Genomic DNA, 25,169 nt, shown 5'->3' on the forward strand with positions numbered 1-25,169 from the left:
AGAGCGCAGAGATCATTCGAGCACGGGGGACAACCCATGGGATCAGCACACACGGTGACGGTGTTCGGCGCGTACGGGCACACCGGACGCTTCGTGGTGGCGGAGCTGCTGGAGCGCGGCTTCGTCCCCGTCCTGGCCGGCCGCGACGCCGACCGACTGCACGCACTGGCAGGTGAGTTCGGACTCGACGGCCCGGCCTCGGTCCGCCCCGCGTCGGTCGACGACCCGGACTCGCTCGACCGCGCCCTGGCCGGCGCGGCGGCCGTCCTCAACTGCGCCGGGCCGTTCGCCACCACGGCCGCCCCGGTGATCGAGGCGGCGCTGCGCGCCCGGGTCCCGTACCTGGATGTGGCGGCCGAGATCGAGGCCAACGCCGACACCTTCGCGCAGTTCGCCGACCGTGCCCGCGCCGCGGGTGTGCTGGTCGTCCCGGCGATGGCCTTCTACGGCGGCCTCGGCGACCTGCTGGTCACCGCCGCGATGGGCGACTGGACGGCGGCCGACGAGGCGCACGTCGCGTACGGGCTGAGCGGCTGGCAGCCCACCGCGGGGACCCGGACAGCGGGCGCGGTCTCCCGGGAGCGACGGGGCGGCGGGCGCGTCGTGTACGCCAACGGGCGGCTGGAGCGCCGCCATGACGACCCGCCGGCCCTGGAGTGGGCCTTCCCCGCCCCGATGGGACCGCGGGCCGTCATCGGGGAGTTCACCATGGCCGATGTGGTGACCGTCCCGAGCCACCTGGCCATCCCCGAGGTGCGCACCTACATGACCACCGAGGCGGCGCGGGACATCGCGGACCCGGACACCCCGGCGCCGACCGCGGTCGACGCGCACGGGCGGTCCGACCAGACCTTCCTCGTCGACGTCGTCGTGCACAGCGGCGGGGAGCGACGGCGCGCGGTCGCCAAGGGGCAGGACATCTACGCCGTCACGGCCCCCTTGGTGGTGGAGGCCGTGGACCGGGTCCTCTCCGGGCGGACGGCGACGACGGGCGTCGCCTCCGCCGGCGAGGTCTTCGACGCGCGGGACTTCCTCCGTGCGCTGTCACCGCACATCACCGTGGAGCTCGGGGTGGCTCCCGCCTGAGGTCGGGCGCGCTCTGAGAGCGGGCACGCTCGGGCACGCTTTGAGGTCGGGCACGCTCGTGCGGGTCGTGCGGGTCGGGCACGGTCAGGCGGAGGGCGCTTCGATCCCGAGGGCGTGGCGGAAGACGTCGCACGGGTCCCAGCGGGCCTTGACCTGCTGCAGGCGCGGGTAGTTGTCCTTGTAGTAGAGGGCGTGCCAGGGGGTCCCGGAGGTGTTCCACGCGGGGTCGGCGAGGTCCACGTCGGGGTAGTTGATGTAGGAGCCGTCGCTGACCTCGCCGGGGACGGGGACGCCCCCGGTGTCGCGGTACACGTCGCGGTACAGCTCGCGGACCCAGGCCAGGTTGCCGGCGTCGTCCGACTCGTCGGCCCAGGTGGCGTGGTAGACGGCCTTCATGATCGAGTCGCGCTGGGCGACGGCGGTGGCCTGCGGCGCGACGGTGTTGACCTGGCCGCCGTAGCCGACCAGGAGCATGCCGCTGGTCGTGCCGCCGGTGCTGTTCGTCAGGTGGCGGTAGATGGTGGAGAGCTGGTCGTCGGTCAGGCGGCGGCGCAGGTAGCCGGCCTTCTCCTTGTAGCGGCGGGTGATCATGTCGCCGGGTTCGCCGTTGCCGGGCCAGGTCATGGGGTGCAGCCAGGGCATGGTGCGCCGGCCGTTGAGGACTTCGGTGACGTCCGTGCCGGCGGTCAGAGCGGTGACGAAGTCGGTGACGAGGGCGTCGGCACCCGGGATGCCCGCGTCGATCTGCACGACCAGCTGGAAGCTGCCGGCGCTGCAGTGCGCGGGTTCGAGGACGGCGTACAGGCCCGCCGCGGGGGAGCCGGGTGTGCTGTTGTCCTCGTGCCAGGTCCCGAAATTGCGCAGGATGGTGGTAAATGCCTGTTCATTCATTTTCGCGTCCCAGGCCCAGACGACCAGGCACTCCAGCAGCTCGCCCGGCGCGGGCGGCAGCAGCTTCGTCGGGTCGGTGGTGGCGCCGGTGACGGTGTTGCTGCCGTTGCCGTTGCCGCTGCCGGTGGCGTCGGGCGAGCGCAGCCAGTAGCGGGTGACGACGCCGAAGTTGCCGCCACCGCCACCGGCGTGCGCCCACCACAGGTCGTGGTTCGGGTCGTCGGAGTCGCGGGTGGCGACCACCGCGCGGGCGCTGCCGTCCCGGTCGACGACCACCACCTCCACGGCGTGCAGATGGTCCACCACCGAGCCGTACCGGCGGGACAGCGGCCCGTACCCGCCGCCGACCAGGTGCCCGCCGGCGCCCACCTCCGGGCAGCCGCCCGCCGGGATCGTCACGCCCCAGACCTTGAACAGGGTCCGGTACACGTGCCCGAGCGTCGCCCCCGGCTGCACCGCGAAGGCGCCCATCACGGGGTCGAAGCCGACGGCGTCCATCGGGGAGAGGTCCAGCAGGATCCGCACCGCGGGATCGGCGGTGAAGTTCTCGAAGCAGTGGCCGCCGCTGCGCACCGCGATCCGCCGCCCGGAGCGGACGGCGTCGCCCACCGCCTGCACCACCTGCTCGGTGGAGCCGACCACGCGGATCTCCTCCGGCTGCCCGACGAATCGCCAGTTGTCGCCGCGCAGCAGGCTGTCGTACCGGGTGTCGCCCGGCCGCACCGTCACCGGCCCGAACGGTGTCGCCTGCGGCGCGCCGCCACGGTCGGCCGTGGCGGCTCCGGTGCCCGCACCCGGACTCCCACTCGCTGTCCCTGCCGCCTCGGCGGTGCCCCCGGCCAGCCCCACCACCGCGCCGCCGACCGCCACCGCACCGGCGCGGGTGAGCAGTTGGCGGCGTCCCAGCCGCTCGTCCGTCGATCGGTCCATCACGTTCTCCCGTCCGCCCGTGGCAAGGCCCCGTGTCCTCGCCCGCCCGCGAACGCTACACGCGCACTGCTGCCTAATCACCGTGCCGCGCCCGATGATTGATGATCCATCAATTCCGTGACCGCCCCGGCCGGATGCTGCCCTCGCGCGACCCCCCCCGAGCGGCCGGCTCCCGCGGGCCGGGCTATCCTGGCCATCCATGGATGATCTTCACCCCCTGCCCACCACCCCCCTCACGGTCGCGGCCGGCCAGGCCGCCTGCGTCGCGCTGGACATCCCCGCGAACGTCGCCGCAGCCGCCGACCTAGTCCGTCGCGCCGCCGACCGGGGAGCCGAGCTGCTGGTCCTGCCGGAGCTCTTCCTCACCGGCTACGAGCCCGCGGGCATCGCGGCCGATCCCGACCGCCACACCCTGAACGCGGCCGACCCCCGGCTGGACCCCCTCGCCGCGGCCTGCGCCGAGACGCGCACCGCCGTGGTGGCCGGAGCCCCGACCCGCGACCCCGACACCGGGCGGCTGCACATCTCCGCCCTGGTCCTCGACCGCGAGGGCCGCTTCGCCGTCCAGTACGACAAGCAGCACTCCACCCCGAGCGAGCGCGCCGCCGGCTTCAGCTCCGGCACCCACGGCTGCACCCTCACCCTCGACGGCTGGCGCCTGGGCCTGGGCATCTGCTGGGACTCCGGCTTCCCCGAACACGCCCGCGCCGCCGCACTCGACGGCTGCCACGCCTACCTGGTCGGCGCCATGTTCGGCCTCGGCGCCGGCATCCACCAGCGCGCCGTCGTCTTCCCGGCCCGCGCCCTGGACAACACCAGCTACACCCTGCTCGCCAACCACTGCGCCCCCAGCGGCCCCTTCCACGGCTGCGGCGGCAGCGCCGTCTGGAACCCCGACGGCACCCTCCTCACCGACGCGGGCCCCGCCGACCCCGCCATCGCCGTCGCCCGCCTCGACCCCCACCCCCTCGCCGCCGCCCGCACCGCCGAGCCCGTCCTGCTAGACCCGTCCCTCACCACCCCACCCGGCCCCCGCCGCACGGCCCCGTTGGCCTGAGCCTCCCTCTCACGACGCCTACCCCCTGACACCTGCGCGCCTGAGGGCAGTCCGCCACCACGGCGACATCACCCGTGGGGGTTCATGTCCGAGGGGGGACTTGAACCATTCGCCAACCCGGAGTGGGCCTGCGTGGTGCTGGATCTGGATGGTCTGTGAGCTCCAGCGGCAAGTGGATCGCCTTCCGCTGTCGCAACCGGGCCGACCGACACGGCATGGGTTGGCCTCGTCCGGCTGCACGACCTCGTGGTCACGTCAGATGTTCTACCGGGACGCTGGGCAGCTGGGGGAGGGTGGTAGCGCTGTCACTCCGGTCGGCTACGCTGAGATGCGTGTCGAACTGATTGCCGAGCGTTACGGGGGGCTGATGTCAGGGGTGGGGCTGGCCGAGCGTCTGGCGGCGCTGCACGACGGGCAGGTGGACGGCCCGGCGCTGGTCGGGGAGCTGCGCGAGGCGCTCGTCCTGCTGCCGACCCGGTGTGGTGAGCCGTTGGCGGGGGAGGCGGAGGGTGTGCGCTGGTTGTACGCGTTCACCAGCGAGTCGACGCTCGCCCGGTTCGCGTCCGCGCGCGGCATCGGCGGCGAGGTCGAGTATCTGACGGTGCGTGGGTCCCGCGTGCTGGAGGTGGCGGTGACGGCACTGGGCGCTCGGGCTGGTGTGGCGCTGGATGTGGCCGGCCCGGCGTCGTTCCTGCTGCCCGTCTCGGCGGTGTCCGGTGGGTGACTCGTACCAGGTCGATCCGAACGCGCTGAAGAACACGGCGAAGGGCATCAATGACGCGGTCGCCGAGCTGAAGACGCTGGGGATCGATGAGAGTGCCGAGGTGGGCCGGGGTTTCTCCGGTCTGTCGCTGACGGGGATGCAGGTCGGTAACCCGGGTCTGCAGTCGGCCTTGGACGGCTTCTGCGACCGGTGGGGCTGGGGGGTTCGCACCCTGGTCCATGACGGTACCGAGATCGCGGATCGGCTGGGTCTGTCGGCGGGCCGGTACTACGACCAGGAGCAGTACGCCTCCGGTGTGCTGAAGGACGTGGTCAACGCCGCGATCGGCAATCCGGATCTGACGCAGGACCAGGTGGAGAAGCAGTCCTGGGGCCAGACCTGGGACAACAACCCCTACACGCAGGTCACCGATCCCGACTACTCGAAGGCCTCGTTCGACCAGGCGGCCGCCGACACCCGCAAGACGTGGGCCGCGGAGGGCAAGGACGTCGAGGGCCATGTTCCGGTGCCCGGCCTCCCGGGGGTCTTCATACCGGCCCCGAACCTGGGGGGTAAGGGCTGATGGGGTTCCTGGACGACGTCGGGGACGGCCTGGAGGGGCTGTACAAGGACGGCAAGAAGCAGGTCGGCAAGGCCATCGACCACAAGGCCCACGAAGTGGGCGGGATGCTGGACTTCGTCGGCCTGCACGGCGCGGCGAAGACGGTGGACGGCTGGGGCGACAGCGTCGCCGACGACCTCGGCGCACAGATCGGGGAGAAGCAGCTCGGGCAGTCCGAGGACCCCAAGGACCTGGTCCACGGCGACGCCAAGGTGCTCACCGACACGGCCGCGCACCTGCGCAGGTTCCACGACGCGTTCCAGGAGACCGGCAGCGGCCTGCAGGCGCTGGACTCCTCCCACTGGCAGGGCCAGGCCGCCGACGCCTTCCGCGCCCGCTTCGCCCCGCACCCCGCGCTGTGGCTGACCGCCGCCGACGCCTGCGCGGCCGCCGCCACCGCACTGGACGCCTTCGCCCAGACCGTCACCTGGGCACAAGGCCAGGCCCAGCAGGCCATCGACGCCTACAACGCCGCCAAGAAGGCCCACCAACAGGCCCAGGACGCCTACAACGCGAGCGTCACCAGCTACAACACCGCCGTCAAAACCTGGAACAAGGCCGCCGCCCAACCCAACCCCAACCCCGGCCCCCTGCCCACTGACCCGGGCGAATTCCACGACCCCAGCACCGACCAACTCACCCACGCCCAGGACCTGCTGCGCGCCGCCCGCGCCGGACGCGACACGGCGGCCGACAACGCGGCGAGCGCCCTGAAGGCGGCCACCGCCACCGCGCCGACCACGCCCAGCTTCACCCAGCGGATGAAGCTGGACTCGATGGACCTGGCCGAGGGCGGCATGATGGGCGACGCGCACTTGTATGGCGGGATCCTCAAGGGCGGCGCCGACATCGTCAACTTCGGGCGTGGTCTGAACCCGATGGACGTCTACAACGTCACCCACCCGGCCACCTACCTCGACCACGTCAACCAGGTCGCCGCCGGCCTGGTGCACGCCGACATGCACCCCACCGACGTGGTCAAGTCCCTGGTCGGCTCCGGCTGGGGCTCCGACCCCTTCGAAGCGGGCGGCAAGCTCATCACCAACATCGCCTTCGGCGCCCTGACCGACGGCGCCGGCCCCGAAACCGACGCCGCCGCGGCCGCCGCCAAGGACACCGCCGAGAACGCGGCCAAGAACGCCACCAAGGACGCCGCCCAGGACGCGGCCGGCGGCTCGGGACGTGACGCGGTCAAGGACCCTGACGTCAACGGTCGCCAGCCGGGTGATCGGTGCCGCGGCGGTGACCCGATCGACATGGCCACCGGCTACATGACCCTGAGTCAAACCGACGCCAACCTCGCGGGCGTTCTGCCACTGCTGTTTACCCGCACCCACGACTCCCACTACCGCGCCGGGCGCTGGCTGGGCCCGACTTGGGCGTGCACGCTGGACGAGCGCCTGGAGATCGACGCCGAAGGCGTGGTTCTGCTCCGTGCCGACAGCATCGCCCTGGCCTACCCCCACCCGGCACCGGGCCTATCGACGCTGCCGAGCACCGGCGCGCGTTGGCCGCTGGCCGTGGACGCCGAGGGCCGGTACACGGTTACCAACCCCGCCACGGGGCAGGTGCGGGTCTTCCGACCCGACCCGACCAACCCGGTGCTCGCCCCGCTCGACTCGATCACCGACCGGGTCGGCCACCAACTGGTATTCGAGTACGACCACGACGGAGCCCCTATGGGCATCCGGCACTCAGCTGGTTATCACTTGGAAGTCGACGTCGCCGACTTTCGCATCACGGCGTTGCGCGCGGGCGGGGTGGAGCTCGTCCGCTACGGCTACACGGACGGCCACCTCACTGAGGTACTGAACTCCTCGGGTCTGCCGATGCGTTTCGAGTACGACGCGGCGGGGCGGATGACGGCCTGGATCGACCGCAACGGCTCGCGCTACCACTTCGTCTACGACGATCAGGACCGCTGCATAGCCCAGGGCGGTGCGAACGGCCACCTTCGGTGGAGTTACGAGTACCGCCCTGGCCAGACGTTCGCCACCGACTCACTGGGCGCGGTAAGCCGCTTCGAGGTCAACCGAAGCCATCAGATCACCGCGCACACTGATCCGCTTGGCCACACCACCCGCTTCGCCCGCGACGCCTTCCACCGCTTGCTGTCAGTGACCGATCCGCTCGGGCGCACCAATGCTTTCGAGTACGACGCGGCGGGCAACGTTGTCATGGTCACTCGCCCCGATGGTGCACGCTCCTTTGTCACCTACAGCACTCTCAATCTCCCGCTCACGGTGATCACCCCGGACGGCTCGACCTGGCGTCAGACGTACGACGAGCTCGGCAACCGCACCTCGATCACCGACCCCGCCGGCGCCACCACGCGCTTCGCCTACGACGCTGCGGGTCACCTCGCCGCCAGCACCGACGCGCTGGGCCATACCGCACGCGTACAGTGCGACCCGGCGGGTCTGGTACTCGCCGCCGTCGACCCGCTTGGCGGTACCGTTGCCTACCGGCGTGACAGCCTGGGCCGTCCTGTAGCCGTCACCGACCCTGTGGGCGGCACTACCCTCTTGGTCTGGAACCCCGAGGGCCTGCTCACCTCCCGCACCGCCCCTGACGGCTCCACGGAGCGGTGGACGTACGACGGCGAGGGTAACACCCTCACCCACACCGACCAGCTCGGCGCCACCACCACCTTCGAGTACACCGACTTCGACCTTCTCACCGCCCGCACCACCCCCGACGGCGTCCGGCACACCTTCGCCCATGACACCGAGCTGCGCCTGGTCGAGGTCACCAACCCCCAGGGCCTGACCTGGACCTACCAGCACGACCGGGCAGGCCGGCTCACCGCGGAGACCGACTTCGACGGCCGCACCCTCGGCTACACCCACGACGCGGCCGGTCAACTCACCGCCCGCACCAACGGCCTCGGCGAAACCATTGGCTACACCTACGACCTCCTGGGCAACCTCACTGCCAAGGATGTCGAAGGTGACCTGACCACCTACACCCACGACCCGCTGGGCCGCCTGCTCACCATCGCGGGCCCCGCCGTCGCACTGGTCCGCACCCTCGACCCGCTGGGCCGCCTCCTCACTGAGACCGTCAACGGCCGCACCCTCGCCAACACCTACGACGTCGTCGGCCGCCGTGTCTCCCGTACCACCCCGAGCGGCACGCTCAGCACCTGGACCTACGATCCGGCCGGCAACCCGCTCACTCTCAACACCGGCGGGCGCACCCTCGCCTTCGACCGTGACGCCGCTGGCCGTGAGACAACCCGCCACCTCACCAACGACCTCGCTCTCACCAGCACCTGGGACAACACCCACCGCCTGACCGGCCAGGCTCTCGTTGCAGGGGACTCCCGCCATGCGCTCCAGCAGCGGGCTTACCGCTACCGTGCTGACGGCAACCTCACCGGCATCGACGACCAGCACACCGGCACCCGCCGCTTCGAACTTGACCCCGCCGGTCGCGTCACCGCCGTCCATGCCACGGACTGGACCGAGCGTTACGCCTACGACGACGCCGGAAACCTCACACACGCCACCTGGCCCGCCCGTGACGACAGCGCCGACGGCCCCCGTGCCTACACCGGCACCCGGATCACCATCGCCGGCCGCACCCACTACACCCACGATGACCAGGGCCGCGTCACCACCCGCCGCCGCCGAACCCTCTCTGGCCGCACCGACACCTGGCACTACACCTGGGACTCCGAGGACCGCCTCATCGCCGTCACCACCCCCGACGGCACCCAGTGGCTCTACCATTACGACCCGTTCGGTCGCCGCATCGCCAAGCAGTGCCCCGCCACCGCCGAGTGGACCCTCTTCACCTGGGACGGCACCACCCTTGCCGAGCAGACCGCCCAGGGCCCCAGTCTCCCCGGCCCCTACACCCTCACCTGGGACCACGACGGCCTTCACCCCCTCACCCAGACCGAGCACCTCGACACTCAAGACGACGTCGACCGCCGCTTCTTCGCCATCGTCACCGACCTCATCGGTACTCCCACCCACCTCCTCAACCCCGACGACGGCACCGCCGCCTGGCAAGCCCGCACGACCCTGTGGGGTACCACCACCCACCCCAAGGCCGTCAGCACTACGACCCCCCTCCGCTTCCCCGGCCAGTACTACGACGCTGAAACCCGACTGCACTACAACCTCCACCGCTACTACGACCCGGAGAGTGCTCGGTACCTCACGGTCGACCCACTGGGCTTGCGGGCTGCCCCCAACGCCAAGAGCTACGTTCCCAATCCGACGATCTGGGCAGACCCGCTGGGCCTGGCGCCGGATGACTGCGGTCGTGGACTCTTCGATTTCCGTTCACCAAACCCGGACTATCCACCGAATTCGGATGCGCTGGCCGAGTTGCAAAAGATGGCCGGCGGGCCCCGCCATTCCAGCCTGGACTGTTCCGAGATCGCCCAGCAGATCAAGGAATCCGCAGGCGGTGCGGGCCAGATTATTCGCTTCACGCCGGTCTCCAAGTTCGATGAAATCGTGATCCCCGAGAAGGGGGGCAGCGTGCTGGAGCGGTACGATTACCATGAGGTCTTTTCCGATGGGCGCTATGTGTATGACCCGGACCTCAGTTCGATGCCGATCCCTCTGGGTGACTATGAGCGCGCACTTCGCGGACTCAATCCACGCGATAATGGGAGTCCGGGATTCCTGTCCACCCGTTTTACCAGCAGAAGGCCGAGGGACTGAAGCATGGTCGACCCTCAAGGCGTGACCGAGGTGTCAGCGGTGAAGCGCACCCTCCGCCTGCTTGGCGAACTCGAATGGGGGCGCTACGCCATCGGTTTGAACCCCGCGGATTCAAGGATGTTCCCGAGCTCGATCGTCTGGCGGTACCGGGAGCCCTCTGCCAGAATGGCGGAAATTCTTCGTGCCGCGGTCGCGGAAATGGCCAGTAGGTTTGAGTGGAGATTTGATTCCAGTGGCAAGAACTGGACATTGATGCCCATGAAGCTGGCGGAGGTCCTCGAGGGGCCACCGCAGCTCCCATTGGTCGACGCACTTGACGAGCTGATGTCCCTGGATCAAAATTTCTGTTTTCGATCGAACTCCGAACTGAAGAGTCTCCTTCTGGCGATTGAGAAAAATTCAGAGGTCCTCGACTGAACCCGGATGTTGTGAGGCTTGGAATATCGTTGCCGCAGGTGGCAGCGGCGGCCCGACCTCGGCTGGCACCAGGACCCGGTGATCGCCATGCCGGTGTACAGGGTGGTTCGCCGGCTGCTGTTCGTTCTCGGGGTGCTTCTGCGCCGCGACGCAGCGAACAGCGCCGAGCTGCTCGTGCTCCGACACGAGAATGCGGTGCTGTGCCATCAGATCGCCTGACCGGTCCGCTATGAGCCGGAGGATCACAACGCGCGGCGAACCCGGACCGGGTGACCACCGACCGAACGGTGATCAAGAAACGGACCCTCCCGCTCGCTCGTGAGAGCGCGAGGCGGACACCGACGGATCCAGGGCGGGGCAGCCCGCCTCAAGAACCCGATCGCCGCCTCCGCGGTGGGAGAGATCCTCCCCGTGGCGGGCATCGATCCCGTTACCGCGCTGCACCGGACCGACCTGGCGCGAGTTGCTCATGAACCAGGCCGAGGGCATCCGCTGCACACGACCCCGGAGGCCGAAGTCTCCTGCGCACCCGCGTCCTTGGCAGTGTGGTCAACGATCGCCAGTACATAGCCTGACCCCCAGCAGCGATGACTTTCCGAGCCTCGCAGGATAACCGGCCACTGTCTGTCGCTGTGGCTCTGGCTGAGGCCGTGTGCTCACGCGCGGCGCGAAGAACGCGCACCGGCGCCATAAGGCCGAGCCAGGCGGCGCCCCTACCTGGGGTCCGGATCCCCCGGCCGGCAGGGCTCCAGCTGGATGCAGGAGCACTGGGCGCACAAAATGCAGATGACCTGATCAGCAAGCTGATCAGGTCATCTGATGATATGTGTCCGAGGGGGGACTTGCACCATCCGCCAACGTGGAGTGGGCTTCTATCGTCCTGGATCCGGATGTGGTGTGAGCTGTCTGCGCTGAACCGCCCCATGGCCTCAGCTGTAGTAGTCGGCTGGGCCGGTCAGCACACTCTGGAAGTACAGTGGTCCGCCGTCGGTGTCGAGTGGGACCTCGTGACCAGCCACTCGGCCGAAGCCGAGCGAGAGGTTGGGCACGGTCCAGTAGTTGGGTTCGTCGTGCACGACAGGCAGGCCCAGCGCCTCCAACTGCTCCAGAAGCCGGAGGGCTGGGGTGCGAAACACGTCGAGATCGCGGAACCGGACCGTGATCTCTTCGGGACCGGGGCGGGGAATCCACATCTCTGCGGCGCTGAGTGTCTTGCCGTCCTCGAGATGGCAGACGATTTCGAACTGGGGGTGCAGGGCCGTGACCGTCATGTAGCCGAACTGGTTGGCGGATCCGTCGTTCTTCACCGTCACTCGGCCCAGCGCAGCTGCTGCCGTCTTGACATCCTGAGCCGAGGCGCCCAGAGGGAAGCCGGTGATGCCGTTCGGGGGAGTCAGCTCGATGTCCATGGGGGTCATTGTAGGAGGCAGTCGCGGATCTTCCAGCCGTTGTCCTTCAGGTACTTCTGGAACTTCCGGTTGTTCGGCAGGGAGTCGACCATTTCCTTGATGGCGGCGTCGTACTTGGTTCCGTAGTCCTTGCGGATCTTGCCGATGTCCATCTTCATCGCCACATCGAACTTGCCTTGCAGGATGAGGCTTCGCTGCTTCGCCCGCCAGGCCTTGGAGGCACGTGAGGATCCGGTGCTGATGAAGTTGCGGTGGTCGTCGTAGTCCATCCGGATCGCGGGGCCGGTGGACTCCTTGAGGTCGGTGGGCAGGCCGAGGTCCAGCCACGTGTCCTGGGCGGGTATGTGGTTGATCTCGTAGCTGTTGGTGTCGCTGCCGTCGGTCCAGTTCGCCGGCTTCAGCTTGCCGTACCACCCGCCCCAGCCCTTCGGCTGTTTCTTGGCCAGTCCGTAGGGGTCGATCCAGAAGAGCGGGTTGGGGACGTAGGCGTGCGGGTTCGGGCCGGCACTCAGCCCGAGGGGGTCGGTGCTGAGGTAGCGGCCGGTGGCTGGGTCGTAGTAGCGGAAATGGTTGTATTCAAGGCCGGTTTCCGCGTCGTGGTACTGGCCCGGGCGGCCCAGCGGGCACGTCGGTGCGTGAGCCGGATCGCCGTTCAGGCGGCGGCCCCAGAGGTCCGTGTCGGCGGACCAGACGACTTGGCCGTCCAGGGTGACCAGGTCGCTCGGGGCATCTACCAGATCGGTGACGATGGCGAGGAAGTGCTCGTCGGCTGCGGGCTGGTCAAGTTCGGCGCCGGGGTGCCAGACCCGCTCGGTCTGTGCCACGGCTCGCCAACTGCTCGGCTCCCAGTCCCAGCTGACGGTCCTGCGGCAGCCGACCGAGGTGTGGTCGTACTGCTCGATCAGTTGGTCACCGTCCCAGGCGAAGAGGGTCTCCTCCGTGGTGACGTTCTGCGTGTCGCCCTCGGCAAGCCTGCGCTTGGCGATGCGTCGGCCCAGCGGGTCGTACTCGTAGCGCCAAGAGCCCTGGTCCGGGGTGTCGACCCCGATCAGTTGGTCCTCCGCGTCCCAGGAGTAGCGCCATTCGCGGCGTTGCCCGGACAGGGTTCGCACGCGCATGCGGACCAGGCGGCCCAGGTCGTCGTAGTCGTAGGAGGCCCGGCCGGCGGTCCGCAGCAGGGATCCGTCGAACGATCGCTCACCGGCGGTCGCGCTGTCGGGTACGCGGGTGTCGTGGGCGCGGGTGATGTTGCCGAGCGGGTCGTAGGCGTAGGTCTCGTTCCAGGAGCGGGCGCTGACCCGGGTGACTCGGCCCGCGGGGGTGAGTTCGAAGTCGCGTCGGCCTCGCAGGCTGTCCGTCACGGTGCTGGGAAGCCCGTCTGTGCGGTATGCATAGGTGCGCTCGCGCAGGTTGGTGTAGGCGTCGCCGGCCTGCGTGGTGGTGTCCCGCGACCAGATCGACTGGGCGCTGAGCCGGTTGCACGCATCCCATGTCTGGGTGAGGGCTGCGCCTTGGCCCAGATAGCGGGTGGTCTCCCGACCGGAGTCGTCATAGCCGAACGCCAAGGTGCCGAGTCGGCTGGCCAGGGCGACGGGCTGGTGGTTGGCGTCGTAGCTCCAGGTGGAGACGAGGCCGGTGGGCGTGGTGCGGCTGGTTCGCCGGCCCAGGAGGTCGTAGGTGTGCTGGGTGGCACGCCCGTTGACGCTCTCGCTCAGGATGCGGCCGACGGCATCGTGGGTGTATGTCAGGACGTTGCCATTGCCGCTGACGTGAGCCAGGCAACCGCGCTCGTCGTAGCCGAGGGTCACCACAGAGCCGTCGTGGTTGCGGCGTTCCAGTAGCTGGCCGAGGAGGTCGTAGCTGAAGCTCGTGGTGCGGCCGGTGGCGTCGGTGACCGACAACAGCTGGTCAGCACCGTCGAGGCAGTACTTGAGCGTGCGGCCGTTGAAGTCGTGCTCGCTGACGAGATGTCCGGCGGCGTCGTAGTGGTAGTTCCAGACCGCGTCGCCGGTTGCGACGGAGAGCAGTTGTAGTTCGGTGTCGTAACTGAAGAGCTGTTCCTCGCCGTCCGCCAGGATGCGACGGGTGAGTTGCCCGAAGGTGCCGACGACGAACCGGGTGACGGCACCGGCTTGGTCGCGCTGTTCGGTGCAGTTGCCTTCCGGGTCGTAGACCCAGGTCTCCCGGGTGCCGTCCGGGTGGACGCGCTCGGTGATCTCACCCTCCGGCCGCCGGATCAGTCGGGTGGCGGCGCCGAGGGGGTCGGTGAACTGGCTGACGCGGCCGTAGGCGTCATAGGCCACGTGGGCGGTACGCCCGACTGGATCGGTGATCGCGGTGATCAGTCCGGCCGGGTTGGTGCGCAACTGCCGCACCTGCCCGAGCGGATCGGTCACCGAGCGCAACCGGCCCTGCTCGTCGTACTCACGGGTGGTGACTGCGCCGAGTGCGTCGGTGCTGGTCAGCAGGTTGCCGTTCGGATCGTAGTCGAACGTGGCGGTCACCGTACCGCCGTGCCGGACGCAGGCCAGCTGGCGCAGGGCGGTGTAGTCGAGTTCGATGCTGCTGCCGTCGGGCTCGGTGATCCGGACCGGGTCGCCGTGCCCGTTCACCTCGAAGTGTGTGGTGCGCCCGATCTCGTCGGTTCGGGACAGCAGGGTTCCGTGCTCGTCGTAGACGGTACGCGTGGTGTGGCCGAGCGGGTCGACGATCGCGGTGACACGGTTTCGTTCGTCGTAGTGGTACTCGGTGGTGTGTCCGAGGCTGTCGGTGACCGCTGTCAGCCGGCGGGTGGTGTCGTAGCGGAAGGTGGCCGAGAGGATGCCGTCCTGGCCGATGCCGCGTTCCACTCGGCCGTGGTCGTCGTATATGTACTCGTAGCTGTCGCCGTTGCGGTCGATCCACGCGGTGATGCGGTTCGCGTCGTCGTATTCGTAGACGTAGGGCAGGCCGGAGGAGTTGACGACGCCGGCCAGGCGGCCGTCCGGGTAGTACTGGTATTCGACGATGGTGGAGCCCTCGTGGTGCCCGGTCCCGTCCAGCAGTCGCAGGCCCTCGACCCGGATGCCCGCGGCTGTGTGGAGGGTGTCGACCGCGACGCGGTAGTCGCCGCTGTGACGCAGTTCCGTGGGGGTGCCGGCGGCATCGCGGAGGAAGGAGACGCGGTGGTCGTTGCGGTCGTTGAGGCTGGTGATCGGGCGGATCTCGCGTGTCGCCAGCGGATTGCCGGTGGTGGGCGCGAAGTGCCGGGTCCAGCCGCGGTCGGGATCCTCGATGCTGATGACACCGGTGTCCTGATTCCAGGTCAGTGGCCAGCGGGCGCCGGAACTCGGCAGGACGGCCTGGCCTTCGAAACCGGGCCGCGGGTAATGCAGGATCTGCGCGTCGTCCCCGGCGAAGTGGATCCCCCATGGGTCGATCTCCACGCGCTGGTCGACCGTGGACGACCATCCCGGGCCGTGCAGCCGCCCGCCCCGGTAGCCGGAGGCGTACGCGCGGCGCAGGATCAGCGGAAGGACACCGGCGAGGGTCAGATCGACCGCGGACGTGATCATCTGTCCGGAGACGACGTCCACCGGGTCGCCGGCGGTCTGGCATCGCCCGTTGCCCTCGGAGGGTTGGCCAGCCCGACCGTGCCCTCCCAGAGTGGGCTCGTCATCGCCTGGACGGCCGGTCGGAAGGTGTGGGTCGTGCGGAAGATCCTTCTCTCCGCCCTTGAGGATCTTCTGCAGTTCGTCGGCGTGCTTGGCGTCGGCCTCCGTGGTGTTCTTCGCCACCGTTTCCAGGTTCTTGCCTGTGGAGTGGTAGAAGTCCTTCACCGTCTTGCCGGCATCGTGCCCGAGCGTCTTGAGCAGCTTCCTCGCCCCGTCCTCCAGGGCCTTGACGATCTGGTTGGTCATGTGAAGTCCACCCCCGTGAGCTTGGCTTGCAGATCCGCGGCGTGGGAGGCCACTGCCTCGGCGTGGTCACGCATGGTCTGGGCGTGGTCCATCAGGGCCTGCGGATCGATCAGGAAGCCGGTCCCGCTCGGCCCGCCGCCTGCACCTGACACGCCGAGAATCTGTTCGGCACCCTGGTAGGCAAGCCCGTCGACCGCCTTCGCGACCACCTCGATCAGCGGTTGGATTGCCGCCTCGATCACCTGGCCGATGACGTACTGCTCCAGCTGCTGCTCCAGAAAGTCCATCAGCTTCTCGGCCGCTTCGACGATGAGTACTTCGGCTGCCTCGGCCAGGCCGAAGGTGACCAACGCTGCGGCCTGATCCGCCACGAACGAGGCCGCCAGCGCCACCAGCTCCGCGATCGCTTGGCCTTTCATGCCCACGATCACATCCGCTGCCGCGTCCAGTGCTGTGGCCACGGTGTGACAGGCGTCCACCAAGTCCGCCATGTGACTGGATGACAGGTGCGCCCAAGTGGCGATCAACGCCTCGTAGGAGGCCCCTTGGTAGGAGGCACCCAGTTGCTGGACGGTAGTGGTGGAGGCCTGATGCGTACTGTCGACCTTGGTGGCGAAGTCACGCACGTGCGAGGCCATCTCGCGGACCTTGTCCTCGTTGACGTTCGGCCAGTTGACGCCGATGAACTGGAGGAACGAGACCACCTCGCCTGGCAGTTCGATCGCCATGACGCCCCCTCGCTCAGCTTGTCGGCGCGCACCGGATGGCGACAGGTACGCGGGCTAGCAGCTAATCGTATCGTCGCAACAAATGGCAGTTGAGCCCATGAGTAAGACGCGAGCTGACTGAGGGGCACTGCAGAGCCCGAGGTGTGTCGCGGCACCACTGCGCCTGCCGAGAATGTCATTCGCGCAACTCAAGGACTTGCTCGGCGGTTGCGGCAGGATGATCACTCGTGTTGCTTCGCCTGGTACACCCGACTGTCACCAATGCGTTCGCCGCCCTGAGGCTGCTGCCGTTGAGCGACCGTGAGAAGGATGTGGAGATCCTCGCCCTGCGTCATCAGCTTGTCGTCCTTGAGCGGTAGCTCGGTGAGGACCGGGTGAGGTTCGCTCCAGCGGACCGGGCTCTCCTTGCTGCGCGTCTTGCTCCGCTGTCGCGCTGAGTCCTGCGCCGCCTGCGGCTGTTGATCCGACCGGACACCGTGCTGCGCTGGCATCGCGACCTGATGAAGCAGCGTCACGCCCGCGCCTGCTGGCCGAAGCGACCGGAGCGACCGAAGCGACCGGAGCGGCCGCCGACTGTTCGTTCGATCCGCGTTCTGATCCTGCGCCTGGTGCGGGAGAACCCGCCGTGGGGGTACAGGCGCGTGCACGGTGAACTCGCCGCCCTCGGCATCAATGTCGCTGCCTCCACCGTAGGGGAGGTCCTCAAGGCCGAGGGCATCGACCCCGCGCCCGACTGCAGCGCCACCACCTGGACCGACTTCCTGCGATCCCAGGCCGGAGCGCTTCTTGCGTGCGACTTCATCGAGACCGTCACCCTGACCGGCCAACGGCAGTACATTCTCGCGGTCATCGAACACGCCTTCCGCCGTGTCCGCGTCCTGGGCGCTACCGCGCATCCAGCTGCCCACTGGGTCGGCCAAGCCGCCCGGAATCTCGTCAGGGACCTTGAGGATGCCGGAGCCGCTGTCAGCTACCTGATGCGCGACCGGGATGCGAAGTTCCCGGCGCTCTTCGACCAGATCCTGGGCGACGCCTGAATCAAGGTCGTGCTCTCCGGCATCCGCATGCCGCGGATGAACTCCATCGTGGAGCGCTGGGTGCAGACCTGCCGCCACGAGCTCCTGGATCGGACCTTGATCTGGAACGAGCGCCACCTATGCCGTGCCTTGCGCGAGTTCGAGCGGCATCACCACGCGCACCGGCCCCATCAGGCCATGAACCAGGCCGCACCACTGCGCGTGGTGCCCGAGCCGATCACTGATCCCGGACGGATCGCCCGCCTGGAGATACGCCGACACGATCGGCTCGGCGGAGTGGTCCACGAGTACCGGCATGCCGCTTGACCTGGGCGGATGAGGTTTTCGGCAGGCGTAGTCCTGCGGAGCCGGTGCAGGACCAGCTCCTCGAGTTCGTGCGGCACGTCGGCCCGCAGGTGCCGCAGCGGGGTCGGCGCGGCGCGAACGTGCTGGTCCATCAGGCGGACCGTAGCACTGGACACCTCCGACCGCCATGCACGACCCGATCGCGTCAGGCGGGTGTCAGTGATGTGTGCAGGTGTCGGCCTCGCGGTGGTCCTGTGCTGGTCCCGTGACCCAACGATGCGGCGTCACCAGCGGATTCGGCAACGGCGAAAGGCCCTGGACGGTGTGCGGCACCCGTACGGCGCCGCGCTCGCGCCGTCCCCGCGCGGCAGCAAGTTGCCACTTCCTGCGCGAATTCCGCCGGTCCGGGCGGTGCAGGTTGCTGCAACCGGATCTCCTTGCCGCACGGCGAGTTGCGGCTGGAGGATGGCAAGTGCTCCAGGTCCGGGCGGCATTCGGCGCCTCGAGGGCCTGGAGTTCCCGCGTCCCCCGAGCGAGTCCCAGAAAGGACCGATGAACCATGAGCATTGACTTCGCCACCTTCGATCTGACAGAGCTGGCCGTCCTGGACGCCGACGCCCCGCAGGGTGCCCACACCCCGCTCCTCCCCATCGACCTGGAGGACCTGCTCGGCAAGCCGGGCATGGAGGTCACGGAGCCGATGTGTTGCTCCTGCGTCGTCATCAACGCCTCCACCGAGTGACCCTGCCCCACCCCCGACGCCCCTGGCTCTGAGGCCGGCGTCCCCCTCGCCCAGCAGCACCGGGCAGGCCCCCTGCGTGTCCCTGCCCCAGCTCACCGGAGGCAGGGCAGCGCGTCCCACCTGGAGTCACCATCAATCGATCCGGACCAGGTCAGGCCCCCCACCCACAAGAACGGACGGCCGGTCACGCACCGGGACCGGCCGGTCTCGCCGACACCGCCATGGTGCGCGTCAACCCGTTGCCCGGGCGCCGTCTGGGCTCCGCCGCCCTGACCGCGGCGATCACCGCGCTGGCCGAGGCCGAGCGGCAGTGCGCTGCCCTGGTCGACGCCGCCCGCGCCGAGCTGTTCGACCTCGCCACGGGCGCCGGCGGCCACGAGCTGCGGACCGTTCTGGAGCTCAAGCGCGCGGTCCACAACCAGCGCACCCCCAAACCGTCCGCCACGAACCGCAGCTGGCCCGAAGCGACCAGCGCGTGGCTGGCCGCCCGGCAGCGCGGCGACCTCGCGCGGAGCGTGCTGACCACGGGCTACGAGAACTGCCTGGCCGAGGAGCGGGCCGCCCTTGCGCAGGCGGTCGCGGCCGAGCCGTTCCAGGTGTCTCTGGCGCTCACCTCGCCCGGGGTGCTCGCGGCCGTGCGCCGCTACGCGCGCAGCGCCGGCCGCCCCTCCAAGCAGGACCGGAAGTCGGAGCGGGGCATCCTGCAGCACCTGGCACGGGCCATGGTGCGCACCTCGCCGCTGGCCCGGTTCACCGCGGTCGGCTTCGCTTCCTGGGCCGACCAGGGCACGGCGCTCGACCGGGTCACCTTCCAGCGCCGCCGGACGCACCCGCTCGTCTCGGTGGACCGGGCCCTGTTCGCCACTCTCGTCGACGGCCTGCTGCCGGCAGGCGGCGAGGTGGGCGGCGAAGCAGGCGGCGAGGCGGGCGGCGAGGCGGGCGGCGAGGCGGGCGGCGAAGCGGCGCCGGCGGCCACCGTGCGGCGCAACTCCTCGCTGCGCACCACCCAGGACGCCGTACGGTTCCGCCGGCGCGACGGTGCGCAGATCCGGGTGCTCTCCACCCCGCTCACCCCGCAACTCACCACCCTGCTGGACCTCCTCACGCTGGGACCGGTCTCGCCCGCCGAGCTGGGCCGGGCACTGGCGGACCGTCTGGGATGCTCCGGGGAGCAGGCCGCGCAGCTGGTCCTGGCCGCGTGCGAGGCACAGATCCTGCTGCCCGGGCCGGTCCTGGACGAGCAGGCGGCAGACCCCCTGCCGGCCGCCCTGGAGCTGCTGCGCGGGCACGACCCGGCTGCGGCCACCGCCCTGGCCGAGGCGGCCTCCGCGCTCGACCGGCTCCCGCGCGCCACCGTGACGGAACGGGTGGCCCTGCTGAACCGGCTGGACTCGGTGCAGCAACGGCTGACCGAGCACGGCACCCGGCCGGGGCGGCTGCAGGTCAACGAGGACTACGTGCTCGACCCGTTCACGGTCTCGGCCGACGGCTACCGGCCGGCGCTCGACGACCTGGCCGAGGTCGCGGAATTCGCCGCGCTCTTCGAGCGCCACCACGAGCTGCGGGCGCTGGCGTGCGCCCTGTTCGTCGAGCGCTTCGGTGCTGGAGCCTCGGTCCCGCTGGTCGACCACGCCACCGCTCTGGTCGAGGCTCTGCGCGGTGCCGGGACTCGCCTCAGCGGGCCGGACGGGAACCTCGGCCCGCGTGACGGTTCGCTGGCCCGGCTGCTGAAGGCGCGCGCCGCCGCCGTGCGAACGATCGGCGAGCGGATCGCCCGCCACCGGGCCGAGCAGCCGCAGGCCGAGGAACTGGCGCTGGAGCCCGGCCTGCTGGCCGAGTTGGCCGCCGCGCTGCCCGAGCGGTTCCGGCGCCCGGCGGCCTCCTACGGGCTGACGGTCCAGCCGGTGGCCGGGCGGCTGGTGCTGAACGGCTGCTTCCCGGGCCACGGCCTGCTCGGCATGCGCTTCCTCGGCGCGGACCGCGAGCTGGGCGGCCGGGCGGGCGAGTCGATCGCCCGGCGCGCCACCGCGGTCTTCTCGGCGGACGGCGTCGAGCCGTGCGAGGACCGCGGCCTGCACGGGTTCAACATCAACCACCGCATCCCGCTCCTGGAGCGGACCATCACCCCCGGGGAGTGGCTCGGGGTCCGGCTCGCGCACGACCCCGACCGCGACGAGCTGGTGCTGTTGGACGCCGACGGCGCCCGGGTGCGTCCGGTCACGCTGGGCATGCGCTGGCAGGAGCTGCACCCGGCCCCGCTGCGCATCGCCACGCTGCTGGCCGACACCAGTCCGGTGGCAGTCGACGCCTTCGGCTGGGAGCGGCCCCTCGCGACCGACGCGCCGCGCCGCACGGTGGCCTCACCGCGATTGACAGTGGGCCAGGTGGTCCTGCAGCGGCGCCGCTGGTATCCCGGGGCCGACTTCCCGTCCGCGCCGGGCCCCACCGAGGCGGCGCAGCACCTGGTCGACCTCACGGCCTGGCGGGCGGTGCACGCGGTCCCGGACGAGGTCGTGATCAAGACCGGTTCCGACCGGGCGGCCCCGGCCCGCATACCGGCGGGCGGCGGCCGACCGGCGCAGTGGCGGCCGGAGAAGCCGCAGTACGCCGACCTGGCCAGCGCGCTGGCGGTGCGGGCGCTGCCCTGGTTCCTGGAGCGCCGCTCCCCGGGCAGCTACCTGGAGGAGGCGCTGCCGGGGGTCCACCGCGGGCGCCACGCCTTCGAGTGGGTCATCGAGTTCGACCGCCCCGCCGGGGCCCGATTCCAGCTGAGGACGTCATGCGAGTGAAGCTCCGTCCGGACGCGCACTACGCCCCGGTGCCGCAAGGGATCCACTGGAGCCGGGGGGACCGCTCGTTCGTCCTGTCCGGTCCGCCCGCCCTCTTCACCATCGTCGACGACCAGCTCGACGCGCTGCTCAACGGGACGAGCCTGGACGAGATGGTGGCGGCCACCGGGGACGAGCGGGCCCGGCCCGTCCTGGACCACATCGTGCGCACGCTCGTCGCCCAGGACGTGCTGATCGATCTGGACGCGGTGGACGGCCCGCTGCCGGACCGGCGCAGCGCCGAGGAGCACGCCGCGCTGCTGTGCTACCTCGAGGCGCATTGCGCCGAGCCCTACCGGGCGTTCGCCGCGGTGCGCGCCGCCCGGGTGGTGGTCGGCGGCGGCGGCCCCGGGGCCGAGGCCGTGCGGCGCGGGCTGGCCGCCAACGGCATCGGAGAGGTCGCCAACGGCATCGGAGAGGTTACCGGGATCGACCACTCCGCGCTGTCGGAACGCGCCGCCCGCGCGACCGTGGTGGTGCTGATCGACGACTGCGAGGCCCCGCTCGACCTGCTCGCCGCCGTCGCGCGGCTGGCGCCGGGCACACCCGTGGTGCCGGTGGCCGCCGGGCCCGCCGTCGCGCTGGTCGGGCCGGTCTGCTCCGACCCGGCCGAGGTGCGGGCGTTCCTGGCCGTGCGGGCCCGGGCCACCGACTGGCAGCTGACCGGGGTGGACTCCGCAGCACCGCGCCCGATCAGCGCGGTGCTGGCCGGGTCGCTGGCCGCCCAGGGCGTGCTGGCCCACCTGGCCGGCACCGCGCACGGTCCGTGCACCGCAGGGGTGGTGCACGGCCACGCGGTGCGGACCACCGCCGTCCCGGTGCCGCGGGCCGGGACCGGACCGGTCTGGCGCCCGCTGGAGCCGGCGCAGCGCACCGTCCCCGGGCGCGAGCCCGGTGTGGAGCCCGGCCGGGAGCTCGACGCGAAGCCCGGCCGGGAGCCCGGCTCCGAAGCCGTCGTCCCGGCCCCGGCGGGGGAGGTTCAGCTCGACGCCGCGCTGACCGCCCGGTGGACCGGCCTGGCCCGCTGGGGCCGGGACCTGGACCTCCTGCAACTGCCCCTCAGCCTGGTCACCGCCCAGGTGGTGCCCGGCCCCGGACCGTCCACCGCCCTCGTCGGTGGGACAGTCGGTCCGCACGTCCTGGGGTGGGGCCGGAACCGCGCAGCCGCCGGCCATACGGCCGGGCTCGCCGTGCTGCGCCACCGCGCCGGTGAGGAGTGGACCGAGGACCTGAGCCGGGCTGGGGGCAATGCGGGGCTGGTGCCCGCGGCCGGGCTCACCGAGGCCCACCTCCTGGTCGACGGCCTGCTCCGGCAGGCCGGACAGGAGGCCCTGGCCCGGTCCGTCGGTGCCCCGCTGGCCTGGGAGGAGGTCGAGGGCATCACGGCCCGGACGCTCTGGGGCCTGCTGAGGGAATTCTTCGACATCCCCGCCGAGCTGCACCGGCACACCGTGAACGGCCTGGACTGGCACCTGGTCAGCGTGGTGGACGAGGCCACCGGCGAGGTCCTGGCCACGCAGTGGGGCCCGCGCCCGGCCTCCGCCGCCTACGCGGCCCTGTTCGCCGCCACCGCCCGCGCTCAGTTCCAGGCGGCCACGCGGAGCGCACCGCAGGCACCCGTCCTGCCGCCGGACCCGGTCGGAACGTGGTCACTGGAGGTCGCCCCGCCGGCCCAGGTGGACGACTGCCTGCGCCAACTGCTCGCGCGTGCCCGGGCCCTGGGGCTGCAACCGCGCGCGCAGCGGCTGGTCCGCGACGCGACCGTCGGCGAGCTGGCGCTGGCCTGTGGCTGGGTGGCCCTGGCATGAGCGCACGGATCACGAGCCCGCGGACCACCAGCACACAGGTCACCGGCACACAGGTCACCGGCACACAGGTCACCAGCTCAGAGGTCACCGGCACACAGGTCACCGGCGGACGGATCCTGCCGGGGCCCGGCGCGCCGGCCGACCTGCTGGCGCTCCCCTGGCACGAGCTGACGGATGAACCCGACCCGCCGCTGATCGCGGTCTGCGCGGGCTACGACGCTGCGTGGGAGAGCGAGGCACTGGCGCTGGCCCGTGAGCAGGGCCGCCCGCTGCTGTCGGTGCGGGCGACCCCGGCGGAGGTCCTGCTCGGGCCGCTCTGGACCCCTGACGACACGTCGGCCTGCGCCGGCTGCGCGCAGGTCCGCGACACCGACCACGACGCGCCGGGCCAGGCCCACGAGCCGACCACCGCCCCGGCGGCGCCACCGGCGCCGCGACGGCGGGCCGCTGGCGCGCCGGTCCTGGCACCCGCCCTCGGGCAGCTCCTGGCCGAACTGCTCCGGGATGCCCGGCCGCTGCTCGCCCCGGGCGACCTGCTCGCGCTCACCCACGAAGGCCGGCTGCGCCGGCACCGGGTGACGCCCAGCCACCGCTGCCCCGTGTGCGCGAGCGATCCGGGCCCGCGGGTCGCCCGCTCCTGCGACCCGCCCCCGCCGCGTCCCCTGCTCCCGCGCCCCACCAGCGCCCAACCGCCCGACCGCGGCGAGCCGCCCTTCGGTCTGGACCCCGAGCGGATGCGCGCGGCGCTGACCGATCCCCGGTTCGGACCGGTGCTCGGGACCCAGCGGTTGCGCCCGGTCGCCATGGCGATGACCGAGACCCGCCTGCTCGGGGCCACGTTCCCGGGCTACGGCCGCGGCTCCACCTTCCGGCGCGCCGAGCCCGTGGGCTGCCTGGAGGCGTACGAGCGCAGCGCCGGATATCCGCACGTAGCCCCGCTCGTGCGCGGCGCCACGGCGCGCGAGCTGGGCGAGCAGGCGATCGGGCTCGCCGGGCTGGGCCACCACACCGCGCGGCAGCTGGACTCGCCGCTCAGCAGCCTGCGGCCCTTCGACGAGGACACCCCGATGGACTGGGTGTGGGGCCACCCGCTGGACGGCGGCCGGCCGCTGCTCGTCCCGGCCGAGGTCGGCTTCTACCAGTACAGCTACCCCGCCCTCTCCGACGCGCCCGAACACGCCGGCCGCACGCGCCACTTCCACGACTCCTCCAGCGGCTGCGCACTCGGCGGCAGCTACGAGGAGGCCGCCCTGCACTCCCTGCTGGAGCTGGCCGAGCGCGACGCCTTCCTGCTCTCCTGGCACCGGCGCCGGCCGCTGCCCCGGATCGCAGCGCAGGAGATCACCGACCGCGAGTGCCGGCTGCTGATCCGGCAGATCGAGGAGCAGGGCTACCAGGTCCACCTGCTGGTCGCCACGATCGACCTCGCGATCCCGGTGGTCTGGGTCATGGCGCTGCGTGAGGACGGCCGGATGCCGGCCACCCTCAGCTCCGCCGGCTCCGGCGTGGACCCGGTGGCCGCCGCCCGGGCGGGCCTGTGGGAGCTGTCCCAGATGGTCAGCTCCGGAGCGGACTGGGACATCGAGGCGGCCCGCCCGCTCGCCACCGACCCCTGGCTCGTCGCCCAGATGTCCGACCACCACAAGCGCTACGCCTACCCCGAACTGCTGCCCCGGATGCGCGAGTTGCTGGGCGGGCCGGTGGTCAGCCCGGCGCAGGCGTTTCCCGGCTGGCCGGACGTCTTCACCAACGCCGCCGACGGGGACGTCACCCAGGCCCTGCGCTTCGTCGCGGAGCTGTTCCGGCAGGCCGGGCTGGAGCGCATCGTGGTGGTCGACCAGTCCACCCCCGAACACACCGCCGCCGGACTGTCCGTCGTCAAGTCCGTGGTCCCCGGCATCCTGCCGATGTGCTTCGGGCAGGCACAACAGCGGCTCGCCGGGATCCCCCGGCTGGCCTCCGCCGTCGCGGAGGCCACCGGCACGCCGCCACGCGAGGAGGACTTCCCCTTCGACCCCCACCCCTTCCCCTGAGACGGCGCCTCC

16 protein-coding genes and 1 pseudogene are annotated in these 25,169 nt (G+C 70.9%); 12 read left to right on the forward strand and 5 right to left on the reverse strand.

Features of this window, described 5'->3' with window-relative positions:
• Positions 1-36: 36 nt before the first annotated feature.
• Positions 37-1,086: a saccharopine dehydrogenase family protein gene (locus tag OG500_RS35065; protein ID WP_329586269.1), complete on the forward strand. Its 1,050-nt coding sequence runs from the start codon at positions 37-39 to the stop codon at positions 1,084-1,086.
• A gap of 84 nt (positions 1,087-1,170) precedes the next feature.
• Here the strand turns inward: OG500_RS35065 and OG500_RS35070 are convergent, their stop codons facing one another.
• Positions 1,171-2,907 (reverse strand): FAD-dependent oxidoreductase, encoded by a 1,737-nt coding sequence (locus OG500_RS35070; RefSeq protein ID WP_329586271.1) that lies wholly within the window; start codon positions 2,905-2,907, stop codon positions 1,171-1,173.
• 199 nt (positions 2,908-3,106) lie between these two features.
• Between OG500_RS35070 and OG500_RS35075 the strand changes: the two genes are divergently transcribed.
• The 6 genes from OG500_RS35075 to OG500_RS35100 all read left to right on the forward strand — a co-directional run bounded on the left by OG500_RS35075 (position 3,107) and on the right by OG500_RS35100 (position 10,607).
• Positions 3,107-3,964 (forward strand): carbon-nitrogen hydrolase family protein, encoded by an 858-nt coding sequence (locus OG500_RS35075; protein WP_329586273.1) that lies wholly within the window; start codon positions 3,107-3,109, stop codon positions 3,962-3,964.
• A gap of 328 nt (positions 3,965-4,292) precedes the next feature.
• Positions 4,293-4,688, forward strand: a complete 396-nt coding sequence (locus OG500_RS35080) for an SseB family protein (RefSeq protein ID WP_329586275.1) — start codon at positions 4,293-4,295, stop codon at positions 4,686-4,688.
• Complete coding sequence (locus OG500_RS35085) at positions 4,681-5,250, forward strand: hypothetical protein (RefSeq protein WP_329586278.1); 570 nt, start codon at positions 4,681-4,683, stop codon at positions 5,248-5,250. Before OG500_RS35080 ends, OG500_RS35085 begins: the two co-directional genes overlap by 8 nt.
• Positions 5,250-9,971 carry a putative T7SS-secreted protein gene (locus tag OG500_RS35090; protein ID WP_329586282.1) on the forward strand — a complete coding sequence of 1,574 codons (4,722 nt, stop codon included), beginning with the start codon at positions 5,250-5,252 and terminating at the stop codon, positions 9,969-9,971. Before OG500_RS35085 ends, OG500_RS35090 begins: the two co-directional genes overlap by 1 nt.
• A gap of 3 nt (positions 9,972-9,974) precedes the next feature.
• Positions 9,975-10,388 (forward strand): hypothetical protein, encoded by a 414-nt coding sequence (locus OG500_RS35095; RefSeq protein WP_329586285.1) that lies wholly within the window; start codon positions 9,975-9,977, stop codon positions 10,386-10,388.
• Positions 10,389-10,466: 78 nt separating this feature from the next.
• Positions 10,467-10,607 carry a hypothetical protein gene (locus OG500_RS35100; protein WP_329586287.1) on the forward strand — a complete coding sequence of 47 codons (141 nt, stop codon included), beginning with the start codon at positions 10,467-10,469 and terminating at the stop codon, positions 10,605-10,607.
• 710 nt (positions 10,608-11,317) lie between these two features.
• On the opposite strand, the gene OG500_RS35105 is transcribed toward OG500_RS35100, so the two are convergent.
• The 4 genes from OG500_RS35105 to OG500_RS35120 form a co-directional block, all read right to left on the reverse strand.
• A complete protein-coding gene (locus tag OG500_RS35105; RefSeq protein WP_327070888.1) occupies positions 11,318-11,797 on the reverse strand; it encodes a hypothetical protein in 480 nt (159 codons plus the stop codon).
• 5 nt (positions 11,798-11,802) lie between these two features.
• Positions 11,803-15,696 carry an RHS repeat-associated core domain-containing protein gene (locus tag OG500_RS35110; RefSeq protein WP_329586290.1) on the reverse strand — a complete coding sequence of 1,298 codons (3,894 nt, stop codon included), beginning with the start codon at positions 15,694-15,696 and terminating at the stop codon, positions 11,803-11,805.
• Positions 15,693-16,424, reverse strand: a complete 732-nt coding sequence (locus OG500_RS35115) for a WXG100-like domain-containing protein (RefSeq protein WP_329586294.1) — start codon at positions 16,422-16,424, stop codon at positions 15,693-15,695. Before OG500_RS35115 ends, OG500_RS35110 begins: the two co-directional genes overlap by 4 nt.
• A gap of 221 nt (positions 16,425-16,645) precedes the next feature.
• Complete coding sequence (locus OG500_RS35120; RefSeq protein WP_329586297.1) at positions 16,646-16,939, reverse strand: hypothetical protein; 294 nt, start codon at positions 16,937-16,939, stop codon at positions 16,646-16,648.
• Between OG500_RS35120 and OG500_RS35125 the strand changes: the two are divergent.
• The 5 genes and pseudogenes from OG500_RS35125 to OG500_RS35145 all read left to right on the forward strand — a co-directional run bounded on the left by OG500_RS35125 (position 16,865) and on the right by OG500_RS35145 (position 25,157).
• Positions 16,865-17,767 (forward strand): annotated as a pseudogene (locus tag OG500_RS35125) (integrase core domain-containing protein). The gene OG500_RS35120 and the pseudogene OG500_RS35125 overlap by 75 nt on opposite strands.
• 538 nt (positions 17,768-18,305) lie before the next feature.
• Positions 18,306-18,488: a hypothetical protein gene (locus OG500_RS35130; protein ID WP_329586300.1), complete on the forward strand. Its 183-nt coding sequence runs from the start codon at positions 18,306-18,308 to the stop codon at positions 18,486-18,488.
• A 221-nt stretch (positions 18,489-18,709) separates the two neighbouring features.
• A complete protein-coding gene (locus OG500_RS35135; RefSeq protein ID WP_329586303.1) occupies positions 18,710-21,277 on the forward strand; it encodes a hypothetical protein in 2,568 nt (855 codons plus the stop codon).
• Positions 21,274-23,124 carry a hypothetical protein gene (locus OG500_RS35140; RefSeq protein ID WP_329586306.1) on the forward strand — a complete coding sequence of 617 codons (1,851 nt, stop codon included), beginning with the start codon at positions 21,274-21,276 and terminating at the stop codon, positions 23,122-23,124. The genes OG500_RS35135 and OG500_RS35140 overlap by 4 nt, the downstream gene beginning before the upstream one ends.
• Entirely contained in the window at positions 23,121-25,157 is a 2,037-nt protein-coding gene (locus OG500_RS35145; RefSeq protein WP_329586309.1) for a TOMM precursor leader peptide-binding protein, read from the forward strand. Before OG500_RS35140 ends, OG500_RS35145 begins: the two co-directional genes overlap by 4 nt.
• The last annotated feature ends 12 nt before the right edge of the window (positions 25,158-25,169 follow it).

Origin of the sequence: Kitasatospora sp. NBC_01250 (assembly GCF_036226465.1) — a bacterium.
Classification (GTDB): domain Bacteria; phylum Actinomycetota; class Actinomycetes; order Streptomycetales; family Streptomycetaceae; genus Kitasatospora.

Coding starts and splice junctions, on each gene's coding strand:
- OG500_RS35110 (WP_329586290.1), bottom strand. CDS start 15,696: ATGACCAACCAGATCGTCAAGGCCCTGGAGGACGGGGCGAGGAAGCTG.
- OG500_RS35105 (WP_327070888.1), bottom strand. CDS start 11,797: ATGGACATCGAGCTGACTCCCCCGAACGGCATCACCGGCTTCCCTCTG.
- OG500_RS35145 (WP_329586309.1), top strand. CDS start 23,121: ATGAGCGCACGGATCACGAGCCCGCGGACCACCAGCACACAGGTCACC.
- OG500_RS35135 (WP_329586303.1), top strand. CDS start 18,710: ATGGTGCGCGTCAACCCGTTGCCCGGGCGCCGTCTGGGCTCCGCCGCC.
- OG500_RS35130 (WP_329586300.1), top strand. CDS start 18,306: ATGAGCATTGACTTCGCCACCTTCGATCTGACAGAGCTGGCCGTCCTG.
- OG500_RS35065 (WP_329586269.1), top strand. CDS start 37: ATGGGATCAGCACACACGGTGACGGTGTTCGGCGCGTACGGGCACACC.
- OG500_RS35070 (WP_329586271.1), bottom strand. CDS start 2,907: ATGGACCGATCGACGGACGAGCGGCTGGGACGCCGCCAACTGCTCACC.
- OG500_RS35115 (WP_329586294.1), bottom strand. CDS start 16,424: ATGGCGATCGAACTGCCAGGCGAGGTGGTCTCGTTCCTCCAGTTCATC.
- OG500_RS35095 (WP_329586285.1), top strand. CDS start 9,975: ATGGTCGACCCTCAAGGCGTGACCGAGGTGTCAGCGGTGAAGCGCACC.
- OG500_RS35090 (WP_329586282.1), top strand. CDS start 5,250: ATGGGGTTCCTGGACGACGTCGGGGACGGCCTGGAGGGGCTGTACAAG.
- OG500_RS35075 (WP_329586273.1), top strand. CDS start 3,107: ATGGATGATCTTCACCCCCTGCCCACCACCCCCCTCACGGTCGCGGCC.
- OG500_RS35080 (WP_329586275.1), top strand. CDS start 4,293: ATGCGTGTCGAACTGATTGCCGAGCGTTACGGGGGGCTGATGTCAGGG.